Source organism: Winogradskyella sp. R77965, assembly GCF_044594915.1.
Classification (GTDB): Bacteria; Bacteroidota; Bacteroidia; order Flavobacteriales; family Flavobacteriaceae; genus Winogradskyella.
The window spans coordinates 3,224,821-3,245,795 of the sequence record NZ_CP138990.1; the positions used below are offsets into that span (position 1 = coordinate 3,224,821).

The 20,975-nt window shown below is 32.1% G+C and carries 18 protein-coding genes; 7 read left to right on the top strand and 11 right to left on the bottom strand.

Going from position 1 to position 20,975, the window contains the following annotated elements; all coding sequences use genetic code 11:
• On the top strand, nt 1-2,337 hold the full coding sequence (locus tag SJY34_RS14380) for a GumC family protein (protein WP_400076803.1): 2,337 nt from the start codon (nt 1-3) through the stop codon (nt 2,335-2,337).
• A 102-nt stretch (nt 2,338-2,439) separates the two neighbouring features.
• Nucleotides 2,440-2,859 carry a CBS domain-containing protein gene (locus SJY34_RS14385; RefSeq protein WP_400076805.1) on the top strand — a complete coding sequence of 140 codons (420 nt, stop codon included), beginning with the start codon at nt 2,440-2,442 and terminating at the stop codon, nt 2,857-2,859.
• Nucleotides 2,860-2,884: 25 nt separating this feature from the next.
• Here the strand turns inward: SJY34_RS14385 and rpe are convergent, their stop codons facing one another.
• From rpe to SJY34_RS14405, 4 genes are all read right to left on the bottom strand, one after another.
• Complete coding sequence (rpe, locus tag SJY34_RS14390) at nt 2,885-3,547, bottom strand: ribulose-phosphate 3-epimerase (protein ID WP_400076807.1); 663 nt, start codon at nt 3,545-3,547, stop codon at nt 2,885-2,887.
• A 192-nt stretch (nt 3,548-3,739) separates the two neighbouring features.
• Nucleotides 3,740-4,603 (bottom strand): RNA polymerase sigma factor RpoD/SigA, encoded by an 864-nt coding sequence (locus SJY34_RS14395; protein ID WP_094967995.1) that lies wholly within the window; start codon nt 4,601-4,603, stop codon nt 3,740-3,742.
• A 527-nt stretch (nt 4,604-5,130) separates the two neighbouring features.
• Entirely contained in the window at nt 5,131-6,552 is a 1,422-nt protein-coding gene (locus SJY34_RS14400) for a glycosyltransferase (protein WP_400076809.1), read from the bottom strand.
• A gap of 101 nt (nt 6,553-6,653) precedes the next feature.
• On the bottom strand, nt 6,654-7,649 hold the full coding sequence (locus SJY34_RS14405; RefSeq protein ID WP_400076810.1) for a hypothetical protein: 996 nt from the start codon (nt 7,647-7,649) through the stop codon (nt 6,654-6,656).
• A gap of 136 nt (nt 7,650-7,785) precedes the next feature.
• On the opposite strand from SJY34_RS14405, the gene SJY34_RS14410 reads away from it, so the two are divergent.
• Nucleotides 7,786-8,307: a hypothetical protein gene (locus tag SJY34_RS14410; RefSeq protein ID WP_400076812.1), complete on the top strand. Its 522-nt coding sequence runs from the start codon at nt 7,786-7,788 to the stop codon at nt 8,305-8,307.
• Nucleotides 8,308-8,357: 50 nt separating this feature from the next.
• Complete coding sequence (locus SJY34_RS14415) at nt 8,358-8,801, top strand: hypothetical protein (protein WP_400076814.1); 444 nt, start codon at nt 8,358-8,360, stop codon at nt 8,799-8,801.
• 91 nt (nt 8,802-8,892) lie between these two features.
• Here SJY34_RS14415 and SJY34_RS14420 read toward each other — a convergent pair whose 3' ends face one another.
• Together SJY34_RS14420 and rpsO are read right to left on the bottom strand one after the other, a co-directional pair.
• Nucleotides 8,893-11,157, bottom strand: coding sequence for a polyribonucleotide nucleotidyltransferase (locus tag SJY34_RS14420; protein ID WP_400076816.1), 2,265 nt, complete (start codon nt 11,155-11,157; stop codon nt 8,893-8,895).
• A gap of 215 nt (nt 11,158-11,372) precedes the next feature.
• Nucleotides 11,373-11,642 carry a 30S ribosomal protein S15 gene (gene rpsO / locus SJY34_RS14425; protein ID WP_400076817.1) on the bottom strand — a complete coding sequence of 90 codons (270 nt, stop codon included), beginning with the start codon at nt 11,640-11,642 and terminating at the stop codon, nt 11,373-11,375.
• Between the two features lie 191 nt (nt 11,643-11,833).
• On the opposite strand from rpsO, the gene SJY34_RS14430 reads away from it, so the two are divergent.
• Together SJY34_RS14430 and SJY34_RS14435 are read left to right on the top strand one after the other, a co-directional pair.
• Nucleotides 11,834-12,940, top strand: coding sequence for a PAS domain S-box protein (locus SJY34_RS14430; RefSeq protein ID WP_400076819.1), 1,107 nt, complete (start codon nt 11,834-11,836; stop codon nt 12,938-12,940).
• Between the two features lie 73 nt (nt 12,941-13,013).
• On the top strand, nt 13,014-13,904 hold the full coding sequence (locus SJY34_RS14435) for a hypothetical protein (RefSeq protein WP_400076821.1): 891 nt from the start codon (nt 13,014-13,016) through the stop codon (nt 13,902-13,904).
• A gap of 78 nt (nt 13,905-13,982) precedes the next feature.
• On the opposite strand, the gene SJY34_RS14440 is transcribed toward SJY34_RS14435, so the two are convergent.
• From SJY34_RS14440 to SJY34_RS14455, 4 genes are all read right to left on the bottom strand, one after another.
• Entirely contained in the window at nt 13,983-14,513 is a 531-nt protein-coding gene (locus SJY34_RS14440; protein WP_400076823.1) for a hypothetical protein, read from the bottom strand.
• An 11-nt stretch (nt 14,514-14,524) separates the two neighbouring features.
• Complete coding sequence (accD, locus tag SJY34_RS14445; protein WP_400076825.1) at nt 14,525-15,385, bottom strand: acetyl-CoA carboxylase, carboxyltransferase subunit beta; 861 nt, start codon at nt 15,383-15,385, stop codon at nt 14,525-14,527.
• Nucleotides 15,386-15,604: 219 nt separating this feature from the next.
• On the bottom strand, nt 15,605-16,672 hold the full coding sequence (gene fbaA / locus SJY34_RS14450; RefSeq protein ID WP_400076827.1) for a class II fructose-bisphosphate aldolase: 1,068 nt from the start codon (nt 16,670-16,672) through the stop codon (nt 15,605-15,607).
• Between the two features lie 116 nt (nt 16,673-16,788).
• Nucleotides 16,789-19,380 carry a POTRA domain-containing protein gene (locus SJY34_RS14455; RefSeq protein WP_400076829.1) on the bottom strand — a complete coding sequence of 864 codons (2,592 nt, stop codon included), beginning with the start codon at nt 19,378-19,380 and terminating at the stop codon, nt 16,789-16,791.
• 153 nt (nt 19,381-19,533) lie between these two features.
• Here SJY34_RS14455 and SJY34_RS14460 point away from each other — a divergent pair, with 153 nt between their 5' ends.
• The gene (locus tag SJY34_RS14460) at nt 19,534-20,271 is read left to right on the top strand and encodes a TrmH family RNA methyltransferase (RefSeq protein ID WP_400076831.1); all 738 of its coding nucleotides are present in this window, start codon (nt 19,534-19,536) and stop codon (nt 20,269-20,271) included.
• On the opposite strand, the gene SJY34_RS14465 is transcribed toward SJY34_RS14460, so the two are convergent.
• Nucleotides 20,258-20,974, bottom strand: a complete 717-nt coding sequence (locus tag SJY34_RS14465; RefSeq protein WP_400076833.1) for a porin family protein — start codon at nt 20,972-20,974, stop codon at nt 20,258-20,260. The genes SJY34_RS14460 and SJY34_RS14465 overlap by 14 nt on opposite strands.
• Nucleotide 20,975: the final 1 nt, after the last annotated feature.

The following is a 20,975-nucleotide window of genomic DNA, read 5'->3' on the forward strand; positions in this document are numbered from 1 at the left end:
ATGGATAATTCTTTTAATAATATAAACAGCTTTGAAAGTGGTGAAGGAATAGATCTTAAGCAAGAAATTAATCGCTATTTACGGTATTGGCCTTGGTTTGTTCTATTATTAATAATTGCTCTAATAAGTGCGTATATATATTTGAGGTATGCTCCTCGTATTTATGAAACGTATTCTAAGGTTAAAATATTAGACGAATCTGAAGGTTTGGAGCTACCAACGTCTGCATTTATTTTTAAAAGAACAAATATCAATTTAGAAAATGAAATTGAGATATTAACTTCTTATCTTATTATGAATCGTGTAGTAAAAGAGCTAAATCTCAATACTGCCTTTTATGATGATGGAACTATACAAACAACTCAAATAGAATCTTTACCTTTCGATTTTAAACAGGTTATTCATCCAGATAGCATAGGGGAGAATTTATCCTATAAGCTAAAAGCTAGTAGTTCAGGTTTGACTATCACTAATTTGAAGACTGAAAAATCCTTCTCTTTTTCAGATTTTTCTACAGTTAATAGTAAGTATAAGTTACCATTTGAAGTAGATATTAAAACTAATGGATCTCAATCAGATTTTTATGGTAAAACCTATCTTGTAAAATTCAAACCCGTTAAAAGTGCAGGATTAAGCTTAAAGTCTAAAATAAAAGTAGAAGCAATAGGTGAGCAAAGCGATTTACTTAAGTTGAGCATTAAAGGTGAAAGTAAAGAATTGTCTGAAAAAATTCTAAATACATTAATGAATGTATTTGATAATGATGGAATAAAAGATCGACAGTTAGTTTCTCAGCGAACGATCGACTTTATAAACAAGCGATTTTTATTGTTAGCACAAGATTTAGACTCTGTAGAAATTAGCTATCAAGATTATAAACAAAATAATAATCTTGTTGATTTAGCTACTGATGCACAGATAGGGCTTCAACAACGTTCAGAATCAGAAGTAGAAGTTTTTAAAATTGAGAATCAATTATCTCTAGCTAGAGTATTAGAAAGCTCATTAAATGATTCTGCAGAAACTGGATTGCTTCCTTCTAATATAGGTATTGAAAATGCTGGGATAAATGGCTTAATTTCTGACTATAATCTTACTGTGATTAATCGCGATAAATTAGCAACTAGCGGTGGAATAAATAATCCAACAGTTAAATTAGTAGCGAGTCAAGTTGACGATTTAAAATCCAATATTAATAGATCTTTAAAGACGTATATAAGTCAATTGGAATCTTCACTCCAACAATTAGAAACTAGAAATCAAAGGTTTAGTGGAAAAGTTGCTAGAATTCCAGAAAAGGAGCGGTTACTTAATTCTATAGTTCGTGAGCAAAAAATTAAGGAGAGTTTATACCTTTTGTTACTTCAAAAGCGTGAAGAAGCTGCAATTAACTTAGCTATAACTGAGCCCTCTATTAAGATAGTAGAAAAAGCTTTGTCGGGTTCTGGACCTATTTCTCCAAAATCAAATATTGTATATGCAGGTGCTATTCTAGGTGGATTATTAATTCCGTTCGGTATACTGTATCTCATTTTTATGTTAGATACTAAACTACATAGTAAAGAAGATATAACTAAAATAAACGCTAATATTCCAGTAATTGGTGAGATACCGAATATAAAAAATAAGGAAAATATTATTTTTGATGACCCTAACTCGCGAACAGCATTAGCGGAATCCTTCAGAATTTTGAGCTCAAATGTAGATTTTATATTGCCTAAATCAAAAGATGAAAATGGAAAGGTTATATATTGTACTTCAACAATAAAAGGAGAAGGAAAAACGTATATTAGTATTAATCTATCCTTAGCATTATCAAGCATAAATAAAAAAGTATTATTAATAGGTGCAGACTTAAGGAATCCTCAAATACATACACATATACTTGAAGATAAGCATAAGTCAGGGCTATCTAATTACTTACATGATGTTGATTTTGACTGGAAAGATTCTTTAATAAGTGGATTTGATAAGCATCCTAATCATCATATTATATTATCAGGAAGTATCCCGCCTAACCCAGCACATTTATTAACCAATGGTCGTTTCAAAAAGTTAATTGAAGAAGCAAAGCTAGAGTATGATTATATTGTTGTTGATACGGCACCCACTATTTTGGTAACAGATACAATGTTAATATCTCAGTTAGCAGATGCGACTATTTATTTGGCTAGAGCAAATTACACGGAGAAAAATTTATTAAAATTCTCTAAAGAGTTATTTGAATCTGGTAAGTTAAATAATATGGCTTATGTTGTAAATAGTGTTGGAGCAAGTAAGTCATATGGTTATGGCTACAATTATGGCTATAACTATGGTTATGGTAATAAGAGTTAGTCTTTAACATACTTGTTTTTCCCTAAAAACTGCATGATATTTATCATACTCTGAGAGCGTTTTATAAATTACTTTTAATAGTGAATTATAAAACTTAAAATCATGAAGTATATAGAACCTATTTCTGCTATAATGACAACCGATATTATTGCACTCAATAGAGATGACGATCTTGAAACAGCAGAAATGCTATTCAAACGAAATAAGATTAGACATATACCAGTAGTAAAAGAAGGAGTTGTGATTGGGATGTTAAGTTATTCGGATTTGTTAAGAATAAGCTTTGCTGATGCTGTAGATGAAACAGAAACTGAAGTAGATACCCTAGTTTATAATATGTTTACTATCGATCAAGTAATGGCTAAGAATATAGTTACAGTAGATTCTACTGCTACAATAAAAGAGGTTGCAAAAATATTAGCCACTCGAGAGTTTCACGCTTTACCTGTAGTGGATAACGGAATTTTAGTGGGTATTGTGACAACTACCGACTTAATCAATTATCTATTAAGGCAATTGTAAAATTGGATAAACCAGACGGCATCTTTTAATTATTAGCTAAGTTCCTTAAGTTCTTGATAGTTTCAGTAGGGTTTGCACTTTTAAAAACATGACTGCCAGCTACAAATGTATCGGCTCCGGCTTCAACGAGTTTATTAATATTCTTGTCCGTTACACCTCCATCAATTTCAATGCGTGTATCTAAGCCTTGTTCGTCAATCATTTGACGTAGTTTTTTTACACGCTTATAAGTTACATCTTCAAATTTCTGACCACCAAACCCAGGGTTTATAGACATTAACAAAATCATATAGCACTCTGGTAAAATATCTTCTAAAACGGAAATTGGAGTTGTTATATTTAGTACAATCCCAGCTTTACAACCTGCGTCCTTAATTTGTCTCAGGGTTCTGTGCAAATGCACAGTAGATTCATAATGAACCGTAATAATATCTGCTCCTACTTTAGCGAACTCTTCGATATAACGCTCAGGTTTTTCAATCATTAAATGAACGTCTAAAGGTTTTGTTGCGTGCTTTTTAATTGCAGCTATTACTGGCATTCCATATGATATATTAGGAACAAAATGACCATCCATAACATCAATATGAAACCAATCAGCCTCACTGTTGTTTACCATTTCTGTGTCGCGTTGTAAATTGCCAAAATCGGCAGCTAACATTGAGGGAGCAATTAAACATTTGGCCATTTTAGTATCGTATTTTTGGTTTGCGCAAAGGTAAATAAAAAATGAAGTTTCTTTTGTTTTGAGATGATAAGATATTATAAAAAGTGAACCCACGGTAATCAGCCGTGGGTTCTTTCATCAATCAAAAAACGAACAGTTATGTTTTGTAACTGTTGTTACCTTTATTAGGTTGGTCGTTAAATATACAAAATCCTAACCTAAATATGTCTTTAATATTTTACTTCTAGAAGTATGTTTTAATCTTCTAATCGCTTTCTCTTTAATTTGTCTTACACGTTCACGTGTTAAATCGAATGTCTCACCAATTTCTTCTAAGGTCATTGGATGTTGATTTCCTAAACCAAAATATAAACGAATAACGTCTGCTTCACGAGGTGTTAATGTTTCTAGAGCACGCTCAATTTCCGTTCTTAAGGATTCATGTAATAAATCTTTATCTGGATTTGGTGATTCCCCACTTCGCAACACATCATATAAGTTAGAATCCTCTCCTTCAACTAACGGCGCATCCATACTAACGTGACGGCCAGAATTTTTCATGGACTCTTTAACGTCATTAATAGTCATGTCTAATTCCTTCGCTATTTCTTCTGCAGAAGGCGGTCGCTCATGACTTTGCTCTAAAAAAGCAAATGTTTTATTAATTTTATTAATTGAGCCAATCTTGTTTAATGGTAAACGTACTATACGAGATTGTTCTGCTAATGCTTGTAAAATGGATTGTCTTATCCACCATACAGCATATGATATAAACTTAAATCCACGTGTTTCATCAAAACGTTGTGCAGCTTTAATTAAACCCAAATTACCTTCATTTATTAAATCTGGTAAAGTTAAACCTTGGTTTTGGTACTGCTTAGCAACTGAAACAACAAAACGTAGGTTTGCTTTTGTTAATTTCTCTAATGCAATCTGATCTCCTGCTTTAATCCGTTGAGCTAATTCTACCTCTTCGTCAGCGGTTATAAGATCTACCTTACCAATTTCCTGTAAGTACTTATCCAATGATGCAGTTTCCCTATTGGTAACCTGCTTGGTAATTTTAAGTTGTCTCATTTAATTTTAAGATTTGTGCAATTACTCTACAACAACGTGTTGCTTTTATTATACGTAAAAAAGCATAAAAATGTTACACAATATTAAAAAAACTTTTAAATCTTTAAGAGTTTAACGGTATCAAGATTAATGTCGTCAATAGTTTTATTAGTAAATTTATAGTGACCACGAGTTGTTATTAACCTAAAACAATATGAATTTATTTGATTTAAGATATTGATAAGCAGCTATTTGCAGTTTAGTAAGCTGAGTTTTTCAGATTTTAAACTCAAATCAAAAATATGCTTACTCCCTTCTTTTCTGTAACAATATCTATCTGGTGTTAGATCAATATCACTATCTTTTTTCTGGTACGATTCCGGAGATTCATAACCTTCAATATCTACTTTAATAATGCTATATCCTAAATATTTAGGATATTGAATTGAATGTATTAAATCTTATACTCATATACTCTTGTCCTGCGTTATCATAGCTAACGGTATAATGATTTTTTAGTAGAGTACTATACCTTACTTTTCTTAGCTCTAACCACGAGTCAACCAGCCTCTTCTACTGGCTGTAGCTATGGCATAAGGCGTAATCCAGAATAAAGCGAATGTATATAAAATACTATAGGAGTATGCCCAAATTCCTTCGGTAGTTTTATATTGTTTTGCAAAAAACAGTACAGAGAATGTCGATGCTACTAAAATGCTAACCAATGTGGATCCTAAAAATAATAATGGGTGCACTAATACAAAGAATAGCATAGAAATCAATAATGGATAACTCATTAATATTTTCATGAATTGACTTACAAATAGAATGCGTGTTCCAAGTTTTCCTTTTGCTCTAAAATTACTAAACACATATTTTGCCATTTCAAGATTCTCACGAACATTACTTCGTCCCCAACGAATAAACATTTTGTATAAGCCTAAATATTGTTCTGGTACATTGGTATATGCCACAGCGTTTTTTTGAAATAACACGTGCTTACCTTGTTTTAATATCATATTGGTCATGGCTCTATCTTCGCCTATATCCGATGCTTGTCCCATAAAAGTCTGGTTAATCCATTGTGGTAAGCACTTATGAACTGCAGTACTTCTGTATGCAGCTAATGCCCCAGGAGTACATAAAACAGAATTCAGATTACTCTCTGCAGAACGTACAAACTCAAAACTCATAACAAAACTAACATCGAGCATTTTAGGAAGCATTTCTTTTTTATTGTTCAACACTCTAATATTACCTGCAACTGCACCACATTGTTCATCTTTGATAAAAGGACTAACTAAATTTCTGAGTGTATCTTCAGTAACAATAGAATCACTATCTACAGTAATATATATATCACCTGTTCCTAAATTGAAACCACGATACAATGCATGGCGTTTTCCTTGATTTTTTGGTTGTTGGTAAATCTCTAAACGATCTCCAAGCTTATTTTTTGCATCTAACATCCAATCCCAAGTGTCATCCTTGCTGCCATCGTCTATAGAAATAAGCTGTACTTTATGATTAGGGTAATTGCTGTTTGCTAAACTCATTAAGGTGTCCCAAACTTGCTTTCCTTCGTTATACGCAGGCACAATTACAGTACATGTTGGTAATTCTTTATCTGAAACAGATGCAATAGGCTTGTATTTATAATAATTGTATGCTTTGTATAAAAAGAAGGTGGCTTTAAACGTAAATAAGCTCGTGGATAAAATTATGAACGTATAACCTAAAGTAGAGCTCGCCTTGTTTAGTTTCAATTGTTCGAAGTCATTGTGAAATACAGAGAGGAAATAGATTCCTATGACAAGAAGTAAAAATGAACTAAACAGTACAATTTTATTGTAAGGACTTTCGATTTTACTTCTACTAGTCAAAAAAAGATTAAAATCGTTTGAGAGTTTTTTGGATTTGCGTTTTGTATTGGAAACAATATTCTTTGAGGCAAACTTTTTTGAGGACATATATCTATTTGTGATTAAATAATTAATTGATAACAGATGTACGTTCCCTTTTAAAGTTTGGACTATTTTTGATTTTAATTTAACATTAAGCTTCTTTTTTATTAAAGTCCAAAGGATTCTCCTAAATTTATTCGCCCTCTAAGCTTGTCAATTTTTTGAATCATTTTATTAAAGAATAGAACTCTATCTTTCTCTCCAGAATGCACTAAGAGTTTTGAGTTGGACATCTGGCGAGAAAAGAAGTCGTCCATAATATCACATGTTTCTTGATGTTCTATTTTTAGATATTCCAAAACAGTATATGGAACAAAAAAGATTTTTTTATGCGTTGTTTTTACCATAATAATATTACTCATCGTCAATAAGTCGCTCTTGTACAGGTTGTAAGAAGCATTATTTTTAGAGTTTAGTATGCTTTGTTGAATAGTCTGTTTTTCTACATGATTTACTATGTCTTCTAAATCATCACAAATCTTTAAAGCTAAATCTTTAGATAATAGTTGAGACTCAAAAAAGTAAATGATTTGTTCAAGTGTTCCATTGATTGTGTTATCGTTCCAGAATTCTGTAATATTTATATAATTATAGGTCTGTCCAAGTTCAAACGCTTTTTCTAATAATGAATTTGGAATAGTCTTAATAAATTCATCGAAAGACACTTTGTTTTTAGTCATTTCTTTGTCAGTGAGTTTTAACCAAACGTAGATTTTATACCTGGTAATATAAGAATCTTTGAGTGTGTAAAAGAGTGGGATATCCTTTGCTGAATATAAAATAGAGGCACTTTTGAGTTGGGTTAAGGGAATTAAATTCTCAATAGATGTTGTGAAATAATCTTCTAAATGTGATTCGTTAGAAATAATAGGCGACTTCTCTACAAGAATGGTGTTTTGACTTCCAATTTCAAACAACTTATTGAGTGAGACTTTATAATACTTGGCAAGCTTTACGCTTTCCTCTAAAGATAGACTTGTTTTGCAATTAACTCTCCTGTAGGCTGCGTCATAGCCGATATCTAAAATGGTTGCAATTTCATCTACAAAAGATGAATTGGATAAACTTTTGTCTTTTAAATATTGAATGAGCTGACTTTGCATTTTTAACAATAATATTTTACTGAATTTGTATTATTTGTAAAAAATACAAAAATATTATTGTAGTATCGATTATTTCATAAGATTTAAGTTAAATATCGCAAGTAAATTTGAGCTATATAATCTTAAAGCTTAGGTCATGAAATACTTAATAACTTTAATTTTTGTCTTTGGAATATTATCATTTGGTTTTTGCCAAAAAAATAGTGTTTATGCAGAATTTTTGGGTAATGGAATAATAGGCTCTATTAACTACGAAAGACAATTAACGAAAGAACCTAAAATATCAACTAGAGTTGGTATAGGGTTGTGGTATAATTTGGGGATTTTAGGGTCTTCGGATGCTGGACATACAATTCCTATATCTGTGCATTATTTGCTGGATTTAAATAAAAATAATTACTTAGATTTTGGTATTGGTACAACCTTTGTGCAAACTAAATCTAATTACTCTTCAAAATATATAAGTTATCTATTTACTAATGTTGGTTTTAGAAGATATTTTGGAAACAATTGGTTTTTTAAAGTTCATGTTTCACCCTATGTAGATAATATAAATAGTACAACTTCAAAAATAGGAGGCGAAACTATATATATAAATCAAGAATTTGATTTTAATACTAAACAATGGTTTGGGCTTAGTTTTGGGAAACGATTTTAAGCTAATAATATTGCAGGGTCAATAGTAGAAGAATTTAAAATACAGACATAATGAAAATAAATTTATTTCTTTCAACATTATTTATTTTTTTGATACTTAATTGCGAGAAGGGTGATTTGACAGATTCTGATCCAATAGTAGGAAACTGGCAATTAATTATTAAAAAAGTAGATAATACTCAGGTTGAGTTAACCAATTGTCTGGCTCAGAATACACTTCAATTTTTAATTGAGCGTAACTCAATTGATAATAAAGTAATATTTAATAATTATTATACAGATGAAGAAACTGATGATTGCTTATCAAGTATTGAAACAGAATATTGGACCCGTGGAAATAGTGGTTACTACGGTGTACATAATGAATCTCTTTTTAATCAGAACCGAAGTTTTAGAATAATAAATTCAAGATTGTACTATGCTATTGATGGTTGGGATTTTACAGACGACGGTATAGAAGTTACTGAGTTTGTTTACATCTATGAAAAACTATAAATAGTAAAATCTCCGTAATCCGTTCCGTTAGAAATTAAAAAAGCCCAACATCACTGTTGGGCTTTCTCATATATTAAGATTCAAAAAAAAATTAATCTTCCTTCTTATCTTCTCTAGGTTTTCTATCGTCTCTGCGATTATCTCTATTTCGATTATCACGTCCACGATTATCTCTTCCTCTGTTATCTCTACCACGATTGTTGTTATCTCTTGGTGGTCTTGCAACATAACCTTCAGGTTTTGGCAAAATCGCTTTACGAGAAACTTTTTCTTTTCGTGTTCTAGAATCTACTCCGAAGTACTTAACGTCAAAAACATCTCCCATGTTTACTACATCAGATACATTCTCAGTACGTTCCCAAGCTAATTCACTAACGTGTAATAAAACTTCATTTCCTGGTGCATCCATATACTCAACAACAGCACCAAAATCTAGCATTTTAATTACTTTTACTTCGTATACGCTACCAACTTCTGGCTTAAATAATAACGAATCTATTTTTGCCATAACGGCATTAATACCTTTTTTACCAACACCTAAGATTTCAACAATACCTTCTTCAGTAACTGGATCTTCGTTAATAACGATAGTCGTCTCAGTTTCTTTTTGCATTTCCTGTATCACTTTTCCACCAGGACCAATTAAGGCTCCAATAAATTCGTTAGGAATACGTCTTGTTATCATTGTTGGTGCATGATCCTTAACATCAGCGTTAGGAGTTGCAATAGTATCAGTTAATTTCTCTAAGATATGTAAACGACCATCACGAGCTTGTTGTAGTGCGTTCACTAAAATCTCGTATGATAACCCTTTTACTTTAATATCCATTTGACAAGCTGTAATACCATCTGCAGTACCAGTTACTTTAAAATCCATATCACCTAAATGATCTTCATCACCTAAGATATCAGATAATACAGCGTACTTTCCAGAATCTGCATCAGAAATTAATCCCATTGCAATACCAGAAACAGGCTTTGTCATTTGTACACCAGCATCCATCATCGCCATTGTACCAGCACATACAGTTGCCATAGAAGACGAACCGTTAGATTCTAATACTTCAGATACAACTCTTACTGTGTAAGGACAATCATCTGGTACCATACCTTTTAATGCACGTTGTGCTAAATTACCATGTCCAACTTCTCTACGAGAGGTTCCACGGATTGGTCTAGCTTCACCTGTACAAAAAGGAGGGAAGTTATAGTGTAAATAGAAACGCTCTTCACCTTCTTGAGATGGCATATCTATTTGATTAGCATCTCTAGACGTACCTAAAGTTACTGTTGCTAATGCTTGAGTTTCTCCACGTGTAAAAACTGAAGAACCGTGTGTTGATGGTAAGTAATCAACCTCACACCAAATTGGTCTAATCTCAGTTGTCTTACGACCATCTAAACGTAAACCTTCATCTAAGGTTAAATCTCTAATCGCAGCTTTTTCAGCTTTACGGTAATAATCAGATACTAATCCGCCATAATCTTCTAATTCTTCTTCAGAAAACGTTGCTTTAATATCTTCTTTTATTTGTTGAAAAGCAGCAGATCTCTCATGCTTAGCAGAACCTGCTTTAGCAATAGCATACACTTTATCGTATGCCATATCGTGCACTTTCTTCTCTAAATCTTTATCTTCTCTTTCTGGCTCATATTCACGAGTTTCTTTCTTTCCAAATGCTTCTGCTAATTTAACTTGAGCAGCACACTGTACTTTAATATGTTCGTGTGCAAACTTAATCGCATCTGCCATTTCTTCTTCAGAAATCTCATCCATTTCACCTTCTACCATCATTACTGAATCTGCAGAAGCACCAATCATCATATCGATGTCTGACTCTGCTAATTGTGCAAATGTTGGGTTAATGATGAATTCACCATTTACACGACCAACTCTTGCTTCAGAGATTGGACATTCAAAAGGGAAATCTGATAATTGAATTGCAGCAGAAGCTGCTAATCCTGCCATAGCATCTGGCATTACAGTTTCGTCATGAGACATTAACTGAATCATCACCTGAGTTTCAGAATGGTAATCCTTTGGGAATAATGGACGTAAAACTCTGTCCACTAAACGCATTGTTAATACTTCACCGTCACTTGGTCGTGCTTCTCTTTTGAAGAAACCACCTGGATAACGTCCTGCAGCAGCAAATTTTTCTCTGTAATCTACTGTTAATGGTAAAAAATTAACGTCTTTTTGTTCGTAGTTGGAAACAACTGTACATAATAACATACATTTTCCTGATTGCACAACAACGCTTCCATGCGCTTGTTTTGCTAATTTTCCGGTTTCGATAGAAATTTCTCTACCATCACCTAGGTCAATGACCTCTCTAAATGTCTTTGGAATCATAAATTTTTAAATTCTCGTACTGATATGCATCGCATTGTCAGTACTGTTAAACAATGGTCGTTGTGTTGTTGTGTAGTAGTTGTATGACCAATGAAAAACTATTAATTCTGAACTTATCTCAGAATCTGCTTATTCATAATTCGAATTTTAGACGCTTTCGATTGCGTTATATAAAACAAAAGACCACGCTAAAAAACGTGGTCTTTTTATTGAGATTATTTTCTTAATCCTAATTCTTTTACTATGGCACGATATCTTAAGATATCTTTCTTAGTTAAGTAGTCTAATAAAGCTCTACGCTTACCTACCAATTTTACTAACGAACGCTCAGTATTAAAATCTTTGCGATTGTTTTTTAAGTGTTCTGTTAAGTGATTAATTCTTGCGGTAAATAATGCTATCTGTCCTTCAGCAGAACCAGTATCTTTTGCATCTTTACCATGTTTTTTGAAAAGTTTTTCTTTTCCTTTTGCGTCTAAATACATGCTAATATTATTGTAAATGATTGTTATGTACACGAAAGCCTTTCTTTCGAGCGGCAAATATAGTGTTTTTTTGTGATTTGGGATTTTTTTCGTAACTTTTTGATGTTGAATGAGATAAAAATTAATTTCTATTCAACCAACCCTATACTAATTTAATAGCTATCACGAATTAATCCTGTTAAATTGTATGTATGAAAGTTTCCAAACCACAGCGTAACTTCTTTAACGCTTATGATGTTCTAGAGCGTATTTTTAATAATACGTACAATGGCATTGCTATTGTAAATTTAGATGGTGATTGGTTAAAAGTAAATGAAAGTGTCTGCGAAATTTTTGGTTACACGCGTTGGGAGCTTTTTAATATGGATATCAATAATATCATTTTCATTGAGGATCTTGGTGTTCATGAAAAAAAATATGAAAAGCTTGTTAGAGGTGAGATTGATAAATATCGTGTTAAACAAAGGTATTTTCATAAAGATGGTTCTATAATTTGGGTCTTAATTTATGTGTCTTTAGTCTATTTTAAAGAGGGCAGACCTCACATGATTTGGCAATTTTCTGATGTTACTAATAGACAAAAAAACCAAGATAAATTAAAAACGATGCTTAGTGTTGCTAAAGAGCAAAATGAAAGATTGTCGTCTTTTGCTGATATAGTAACTCATAATCTAAGATCCCACTCAGGTAATTTATCGACACTTACTGAGTTTTTAGAAGAAGATTTTTCTAATCTAAATACAAACGAAAATTTTCAGCTTCTAAAAAAAGCTGTTGAAAACTTACAAGAAACTGTTTCCCATTTAACGGAAGTTGCTAAAATTAAAGAAATTGAAGATTCTAAAATGCAAGTCCTCAATTTATATGATTATGTAGAAAAAGCCACATACAATATTATTGCAATGGCCCAGAATGCTGAGGCTACAATATATAATGAAATTGATGAAAATATCACTGTAAAAGGAATTCCAGCTTATCTTGATAGTATTATACTCAACTTTCTTACCAATGCTATTAAATATAAATCTAAAAAACGAATACCTATCATAGAATTGACCTCTAGTGTTGAAGATGACTTTGTAGTGCTCAAAATAAAAGATAACGGGTTAGGAATAGATTTAGACAAATTTGGAAATAAGCTTTTTGAGATTTACAAAACATTTCACTCTAATGAAGATGCCATTGGTATTGGGCTTTTTATAACCAAAAATCATATTGAATCTTTAGGTGGAAGGGTTGAGGTTTCAAGCGAAGTCGATGTAGGTACAGAGTTTTCAATTTATTTTAAAAAAGGATAATTTTTTTAGTCATGATTAAACCTTTTGAAAATACAGTGGTCTTAACACTATATTAACAATAAAAAAAGTAGTCATGAATTTTTTAAATCACGAAGTCCCAAAAAAAATTAAGAACGACCTGAGTAAAACTTTTAACTCATTTAAAAGTACAGTTTTAAGCCTTTTGGTTTTAGGTTTAATCTTTACGTCTTGTAGTGAAGATAATACTGTAGAACCAGAAAACCAGCTCGAAGATACAGAAGAAGTTCAGCGCTCTGCTGAAATTGACCAGATTGACAATGTTTTAGGAGACCTAGTTATTGAAGCCTATGAGGAAGAGGAGTCTGATTTGGCAAATAGAAGTGCTCAAAGTAGAGATATTCCAGATTGTGTTACAATTACAGTTGTTGCTCAGCAAGGTTACAGACAAGTTACTATAGATTTTGGTACTGAGGGTTGTATTGTGCGTGGTCATCTACTGAAAGGACAAATCGTATTCGATTACACACGAAATCCTGAAGCACAACAAATTATGATTAACTATAATTTGATTGATTTTTATTTTGACGCTAAAAACATTATTGCTAGTCGTTCTATCCTTAAAGAACTATCTAACGAATACGGCAATCCGCAATTTACACATGATTTAGATATTACTGTAATTTGGCCAAATGGAGTACAAGCTTCTAGAGAAGGTACAAAAATTAGAGAATGGGTTGAAGGTTTCGGTAGTGGTATTTTTAGTGACAATGTTTTCGAAATTACAGGTAACTGGACAGCAACTTTTGTAAATGGAAATACTCATACCTATGAAGTTATTATGCCATTGCGTAGAGAAGTAATATGCACCTATTTTGTTAGTGGGATTTTTGACGTACAACGGACTAATTTTGGGGGCTTATTCGATTATGGAGATGGTGATTGTGATAATGAAGCAACATTTACTTTTAACAATGGTAGAGAAATACCGATAACTTTAAATTAGTTATTAGTTTTGGTTGATTGGAGAAAAAAGCGAGCCATTCGGTTACTGAGCGTAGTCGAAGTAGGCTCGCTTTTTTTATTAATCGTTAAAATCGTCAATACCTACAGTGATGTTCATTCTAATAAGAACATCAAAACTTACTGATGTATCACTAAGTTGTCCAGTAATTAACGCATTAATTGAGGTACTGTCTTTAAAATAGTAAGCAATATTGTTTAAAAGATATCTATCGATTACATGACTTTCCGTATTAAGATTATTTTGAATGACTAAGTCTTCAATTTCAATAGATATTCCTCCAATTATTAAAACGGCATCAGTCAGCGTTGTTTGAGAATCACCATTATAATTAATGATTTCGTAGGAAAGCTTATTTAGCCTAGCTTCGATTATAAAATCTTGATTTTCTTCTATCGAATCATTGACACTAATATCGATGGGAGCATTGCTTGCAAAGCGGTGATCTTCATCAAAAAAACTTGTAGAATTTATATTAACAGTTGCAGAAAAATCATCGGTTATAGGAGTTAGAGTAATACCATCATCTTGCTTACAAGAAATAAGATTTAGACAACATATTACAGTAATAATAAGCCTATAATGTCTCATTTTTAAAAGTTTTATGAAACTCTAAGAGGTTGATTTTTTATTAAGTCAATATATAGATTAATCTTGTTTTTTAAATCTTTACGATGTGTTATAAAATCTAAGAATCCATGTTCTAATAAAAATTCTGAAGTTTGAAAGCCTTCAGGCAATTCCTTACCAGTTGTATCTCTAACAACACGTGGGCCAGCAAAACCAATTAAAGCTCCGGGTTCTGCGATATTAATATCACCTAACATGGCAAATGATGCCGTTGTACCACCAGTTGTAGGATCTGTACATAATGAAATATAAGGAATACCTGCATCTGCTAATTGCGCTAATTTCGCTGAGGTTTTAGCTAATTGCATTAAGGATAAGGCAGCCTCCATCATACGTGCTCCACCAGATTTACTGATAATCATAAATGGTGTTTTCTTTTTTAAAGCATAGTCTGCTGCTCTGGCAATTTTTTCACCTACAACACTTCCCATAGAACCGCCAATAAACGCAAAATCCATGCATGCAATAACTAAATCTTGTCCATTAGATTTACCCACTGCCGTGCGCACCGCATCTTTAAGATGTGTTTTTGCTTGTGCTGCTTTTAATCGGTCTGGATATTTTTTAGTGTCTATAAATTTGAGAGGATCTTTAGAAGATAAATTAGCATCTAACTCCTTAAATTTATTATCGTCAAATAGAATTTCAAAATACTCAGTGCTTCCAATTCTTACATGGTATCCGTCTTCTGGGCTTACATAAAAATTTTGTTCGAGTTCTTTAGTATCTATTATTTTTCCAGTTGGAGATTTATACCAAAGACCTTTAGGAGTGTCTTTTTTTTCCTCAGTAGAGGTTTGAATGCCTTTATCTTTTCTTTTAAACCAAGCCATATTGATTTACAGTTTTAGATTTACGATTTAAGATATGAAAATCTTTAATCGAAAGTTTTAGTTAGTGTTAGGGTGCAAATGTAAAACATATAAAATTACTACTTTATTATTAAACTCAAAAATGTATAATTGGTTTATAAAGTAAAATGTTTGGGGAAATAAAAACCCATTACAACTCTGATTTTGAGTTGTAATGGGTTTTATTAGTTTGAATACTTTTTATAAAGTATCTACATTATTTAAATCTTCAAATGCCTTTTTAAGTCTTTCAACAAAAGCATCTTCACCTTTACGTAACCAGACGCGTGGGTCATAATACTTTTTGTTTGGGACATCGTCACCATCAGGATTACCAATTTGAGTTTGTAAGTAGTCTTTCTTATCTTGAACGTAGTCTCTAACACCGCTTAAAAAAGCCCATTGCATATCAGTATCAATATTCATTTTAATAACACCGTAACTAATACCTTCTCTTATTTCTTCTACCGTAGAACCTGATCCTCCATGGAATACGAAATCAATATGGTTATGCCCAACACCATATTTTTCAGTAATATAATCTTGAGAGTTTTTTAAGATTTTTGGAGTTAATTTAACATTACCTGGTCTGTATACACCATGGACATTACCAAAGGCTGCAGCTATAGTAAATTGGTCACTCACTTTACTTAACTCTTCATAAGCATAAGCAACTTCTTCTGGTTGCGTGTATAACTTTGAAGCGTCAACATCACTATTATCTACACCATCTTCTTCACCACCTGTAATACCAAGTTCAATTTCTAAAGTCATGCCCATTTTGCTCATACGAGCTAAATATTGTTTGCAAATTTCTATGTTCTCTTCGATTGGTTCTTCAGATAAATCAATCATATGAGAACTATATAGAGGTTTACCGGTTTCTTTAAAATGTTGCTCACTAGCGTCTAATAAACCGTCTATCCAAGGTAATAATTTCTTGGCACAGTGGTCTGTATGCAAAATAACAGGTACTCCGTAAGCTTCTGCCATTTGGTGTACATGCTTAGCACCAGCAACTGAACCTGCAACAGCAGCTTTCTGATTTTCATTACTTAAGCCTTTACCAGCATTAAATTGTGCACCACCATTTGAAAATTGAATAATCACTGGTGCATTTAATGCTTTTGCAGTTTCTAAAACACCATTTATAGTGTTAGATCCAATAACATTTACAGCTGGTAAGGCAAAACCTTTTTCTTTTGCTAGTTTAAAAATATTTTGTACTTCTCTTCCTGTTGCAACTCCGGGTTTAATATTGTGACTCATAATTTTTTGGATTGAAAAATTTAGATGTCAAAAATACGTAAATTTTGAGTATTTATGATGGTTGATTTGCTATAAAATAGCGAAAACGATGTAGCTGAAGCTGAATAAAAATTATATTAAAAAGGATAATTAATTCCAATATTGAAAACCGCATTTCTGAAGTTGTACTCCTTAAACCAACGACTGCCTTCAATTAGTGAAGGATCGTAGGTTTTAAAACCTGTGTCGAAGCGTAGCACGAAAAAATCGAAGTCATAACGTATGCCAAAACCAGAACCAACAGCAATATCTTTTAAAGAATTAATATTGTTAAAGGTCGCATTTTCATCTTCTACATTGTCTAGTACATTCCATATGTTACCTGCATCAATAAATAGTGCTCCATACCATTGCCCAAATAGATTAAAGCGTTGTTCTGCACTCAAATGAATTTTAAAGTTGGCCTCGTTAAATTCGTTTGTGGTTTCGGAACTTCCAGGCCCTAGATTATAAGCTGTCCAAGCTCTGTTGTCATTAGGTCCACCAGCAAAGAAACTTTTAGCAAACGGAATACTATTAGAGTTACCATAAGGAATAGCAATACCGGCGTATGATCTAAATGCAAATACATTTTTTCGACCCAAATCAAAATATTTTACGTAATCAATTTCGGTTTTAAAATATTGCGAAAAAGCGACACCAAAAACTTCGTAATTACCGTTGTCGTTTTTAGAGGCACCAGTAAGTCTTGAGATATTAGACAGTAAATTACCAGCCAATTCTACTCTCCATTTAAATACTGAAAAATCGTTATCAAAAATATTTTGCCTTTTGTCTTTTTTATAGTCAAAACTGGTGGAGAAAATAAGGTTATTCTCAGTGAGTCGTTCTTTTCGTTCTTCAATATTATTTACTGTAGCAAAATCAGGATCGTTTAATGTTAAAGATGTATCTCCTGCCAATACATCATCAATAAATTGGTCTGCAGGAGAAAAATCGTTTTCAATAAGCGGGTTCTCTAAAGTTTCGCCATCTCCGATATAATCAATTTCTCTAGCTATGGAATTTAATCTGCCAAAGGAATTTGTGTAGACTCCAAAGTAATTGCTGGTATTAAGATTCTTTACAAACTGCACATTAAAAAGATCCAAGTTATTGGTAACTGTTTTTGAAGGAAACCAATTATAACTTAGCACACCAGATAAGGCTTGTTTATCTAATCCGATGTTTTGTTGACTTGTGGCAGATAAATTAATTACCGTACTTGGAGACATATATTTAGGGACAATTTTATCGGTATTAAACGGTGAAAAAAAGCGAGGTATGGTAAGCCTAATATTTCCTCCAAACTCGTTAATATCGAAAAAGGAGGTATTGTCATCTGATGGGTTTCGTGATGCTCCAATGGCTGCAATACCACTTAATTCTAATGATTCGGCACCTCTAAAAACATTTCTGATTTTTAATCCCGTACTAAATGAAAATCCAATGGTTTGGATATTACTAGTATTTATTTCTGGATCAAAGCTCAATTGATATTTTTTCTTGGGTTCTAAATAAATGTTTGCGGTTAGTGTTGTGTCTTCCTCATTTTCAACATAATCGATGCTTGGATATCTAAACATCTGCAAATCGTTAAGATAGCGCGAGGTTCTACTACGAGCTAAATCACTATAAGTGTCCCCTTTATTGATGAAAACAGCATCAGTTAGTGCTTTAGGTCTAAATCTTAATTTGTCTTTACTATACAGATTATAATTTTCGTGAATTGTAGTATCTGATATGGTTTTAAAACGGTTATCAAAGTTATCATCCGTAAAAATATTTACTTCTTTAATCTTATAAATTTTAAAGGGTACCGTCGTAGTAGAGTCCTCTCCTCTAATGGAGCGATTAGCAATAATTAGTTCAGTATTTACTTTGTGATTTGTTTTTATCGTATCAGTTACAAAACTGATGTAATCTTGCCCAAAATAATAAAAGCCAGCATTACGCAAGTAAGTATTTATGCGTTCGCGCTCTTTTTCATAATTTAGTTGGTTATATTGCTCACCCTTTATAAGTAGAGATGTATTACTGAATTTATCGTACAATGTATCAATTGCAACACTGCTTATTATTGGTGTAATAGAATCTAATATATAAGGTTTGTTCTTTGTGACTTTATAGGTGACTTGCGCGCGCTTACTACTGTCTTTTTCTATTTCATATTCTACTTGATTATTAAACCATCCTTTGCTGTAATAATACTTTCTAAGGTTATTAGTAGTTTTAATGGTTTTATCTTCATTTAGAATAGTTGGTGCTTCACCTGTGCGCTTTAGCCAAGTATTGAAATTTTTTCGTGTTTCTATTTCTTTATCAAACTGCTTTTTTGAAAGTAATTTAGTTTTCCATCTTACTTTAGAAGAATCACTTAGCACTTTAGCATTAATAATTGAGTCAATATTCGGTCTGGCTAAATTGTAAATTCCTAGTTTAAGAGGCAATTTAATGCCTAATAAACCATTCATGCCAGTATTAACTTTTTGAATAACGATATTATTAATACGTTCTTCATTATTTATTTTTCCGTCTTCAATAATTGCGTTTTCGGTAATAAGATGCTCATTGTCTTTGACACGTTTTACTACATTACAAGAACTAATAGAAAAAATAAATAGGGACAATACCAAAACATTACAAAGTGATTTGTAATTTTTACCTAAGTAATAAATACGATTTGACAATCTCAAAGGTTGTATTGTGTTTTGATAATGTTTGTACGAAACAAAAATAATACCATTTATGGCTTTAAGTATGTGTACTTAAATAAAATTAGAAAAATAATAAGGGTAAAACGATTTACTTTGTATTTTACAAACAAATGTAAAGCGTTTTTAATGTTATCAAAGAATCAAATAAAGTTAATTAAAAGTTTAAGTCAAAAAAAGAATAGACAGCAATTAGGTTTATTTACGGTTGAAGGTGTAAAAGGAATTAATGAATTTCTAAATTCAGACTTTCGGTTAGAAAACCTCTTTACTACAAAACTAATTTTTGATGCACCAAATCACCAAATCGCTGAAATATCCGATGCAGAACTTAAAAAAATATCAACGCTAAAAAGTCCTAATACGGCTTTAGCTATTTTTAAAATTCCAAAGTCGATATCACCGCAAAATGGAGGCTTAATTTTAGCATTAGATGATGTAAGAGATCCGGGTAATTTGGGTACTATTATACGTCTATGTGATTGGTATGGAGTTAAAGATTTGGTTTGTAGTATCAATACCGTTGATTGTTATAATTCTAAAGTTGTACAAGCTACAATGGGTTCTCTAGCTCGTGTTAATGTTATATATCTCGATTTAAAAGTGTATTTAGAATCTAGTAAAGCTAGTGTTTTTGGTACTTTTATGGATGGTGAAAATATTTATAACTCAAATTTACCTATTGAAGGTATTGTGATTTTAGGTAATGAAGCTAATGGGATTTCTGAAGCGATTTCATCTAAAGTAGATAGGAGAATAACAATTCCGCAATTTGGAAAAAATCAATCTACTGAAAGTTTAAATGTTGCCAATGCCACTGCAATTATTTTAAGCGAATTTAAGCGACGAACTACTACTGAAATGTAAAGTTTATAAAAACACCTCTTGTTTGCATTTTTGCAATGTTACCTGTCCATGGACTATTTGGATCATTGTCTCTAATAATCTCATCATTGATAGCAAAAATTCCTCGGATAGATGGCGTGAATTTAAAATGGAGTAAATAGAAATCTATCCCAAAACCTATTTCGTAGAAATACGTGTTTTTTGTCATTCTAAACTCACCAGAATTATTATCATTCGGATTGTCTTCGTTGCTAGACAGATTGATTGCTGCCGACACACCTCCGACAACAAAAGGTTTGAAGTTATTAATGCGCTTCGTTGACATTTTTAACAATAAAGGTAAATGTACATAGGTAGATTTTATTTCCCTCAATAAATCAGAATCATTAAATTCCATACCATTAAAATAACCTTCATCGTATTGTAAGTTTCTAGTGGTAAAGAATACACCAGGTTCCATCCTGAGGTTTAGATAGTCATTAATTCGCATATCACCGATGAGACCCAAATGAAAACCAAATGTTCTATCTACCAATATGTCTCTTAAATCTTCATTATACTCAAATTTGAAATCATATTGATTGAACCCAATAAAATAACCCCAAGATAATAGTTCCTCATCCTTTGGATCTGGATTATTGGCTACTTTTTCTTTGGTAAATAGTTGAGCAGATGCACTTTGAAATGCTAAAAAAAATGCTATTACGGTTAAGATTTTTTTCATG

Bases quoted from the DNA above. Each gene is read 5' to 3' on its own strand.
- SJY34_RS14380 (WP_400076803.1), top strand. From the start codon at position 1: ATGGATAATTCTTTTAATAATATAAACAGCTTTGAAAGTGGTGAAGGA.
- SJY34_RS14385 (WP_400076805.1), top strand. From the start codon at position 2,440: ATGAAGTATATAGAACCTATTTCTGCTATAATGACAACCGATATTATT.
- rpe (WP_400076807.1), bottom strand. From the start codon at position 3,547: ATGGCCAAATGTTTAATTGCTCCCTCAATGTTAGCTGCCGATTTTGGC.
- SJY34_RS14395 (WP_094967995.1), bottom strand. From the start codon at position 4,603: ATGAGACAACTTAAAATTACCAAGCAGGTTACCAATAGGGAAACTGCA.
- SJY34_RS14400 (WP_400076809.1), bottom strand. From the start codon at position 6,552: ATGTCCTCAAAAAAGTTTGCCTCAAAGAATATTGTTTCCAATACAAAA.
- SJY34_RS14405 (WP_400076810.1), bottom strand. From the start codon at position 7,649: ATGCAAAGTCAGCTCATTCAATATTTAAAAGACAAAAGTTTATCCAAT.
- SJY34_RS14410 (WP_400076812.1), top strand. From the start codon at position 7,786: ATGAAATACTTAATAACTTTAATTTTTGTCTTTGGAATATTATCATTT.
- SJY34_RS14415 (WP_400076814.1), top strand. From the start codon at position 8,358: ATGAAAATAAATTTATTTCTTTCAACATTATTTATTTTTTTGATACTT.
- SJY34_RS14420 (WP_400076816.1), bottom strand. From the start codon at position 11,157: ATGATTCCAAAGACATTTAGAGAGGTCATTGACCTAGGTGATGGTAGA.
- rpsO (WP_400076817.1), bottom strand. From the start codon at position 11,642: ATGTATTTAGACGCAAAAGGAAAAGAAAAACTTTTCAAAAAACATGGT.
- SJY34_RS14430 (WP_400076819.1), top strand. From the start codon at position 11,834: ATGAAAGTTTCCAAACCACAGCGTAACTTCTTTAACGCTTATGATGTT.
- SJY34_RS14435 (WP_400076821.1), top strand. From the start codon at position 13,014: ATGAATTTTTTAAATCACGAAGTCCCAAAAAAAATTAAGAACGACCTG.
- SJY34_RS14440 (WP_400076823.1), bottom strand. From the start codon at position 14,513: ATGAGACATTATAGGCTTATTATTACTGTAATATGTTGTCTAAATCTT.
- accD (WP_400076825.1), bottom strand. From the start codon at position 15,385: ATGGCTTGGTTTAAAAGAAAAGATAAAGGCATTCAAACCTCTACTGAG.
- fbaA (WP_400076827.1), bottom strand. From the start codon at position 16,672: ATGAGTCACAATATTAAACCCGGAGTTGCAACAGGAAGAGAAGTACAA.
- SJY34_RS14460 (WP_400076831.1), top strand. From the start codon at position 19,534: ATGTTATCAAAGAATCAAATAAAGTTAATTAAAAGTTTAAGTCAAAAA.
- SJY34_RS14465 (WP_400076833.1), bottom strand. From the start codon at position 20,974: ATGAAAAAAATCTTAACCGTAATAGCATTTTTTTTAGCATTTCAAAGT.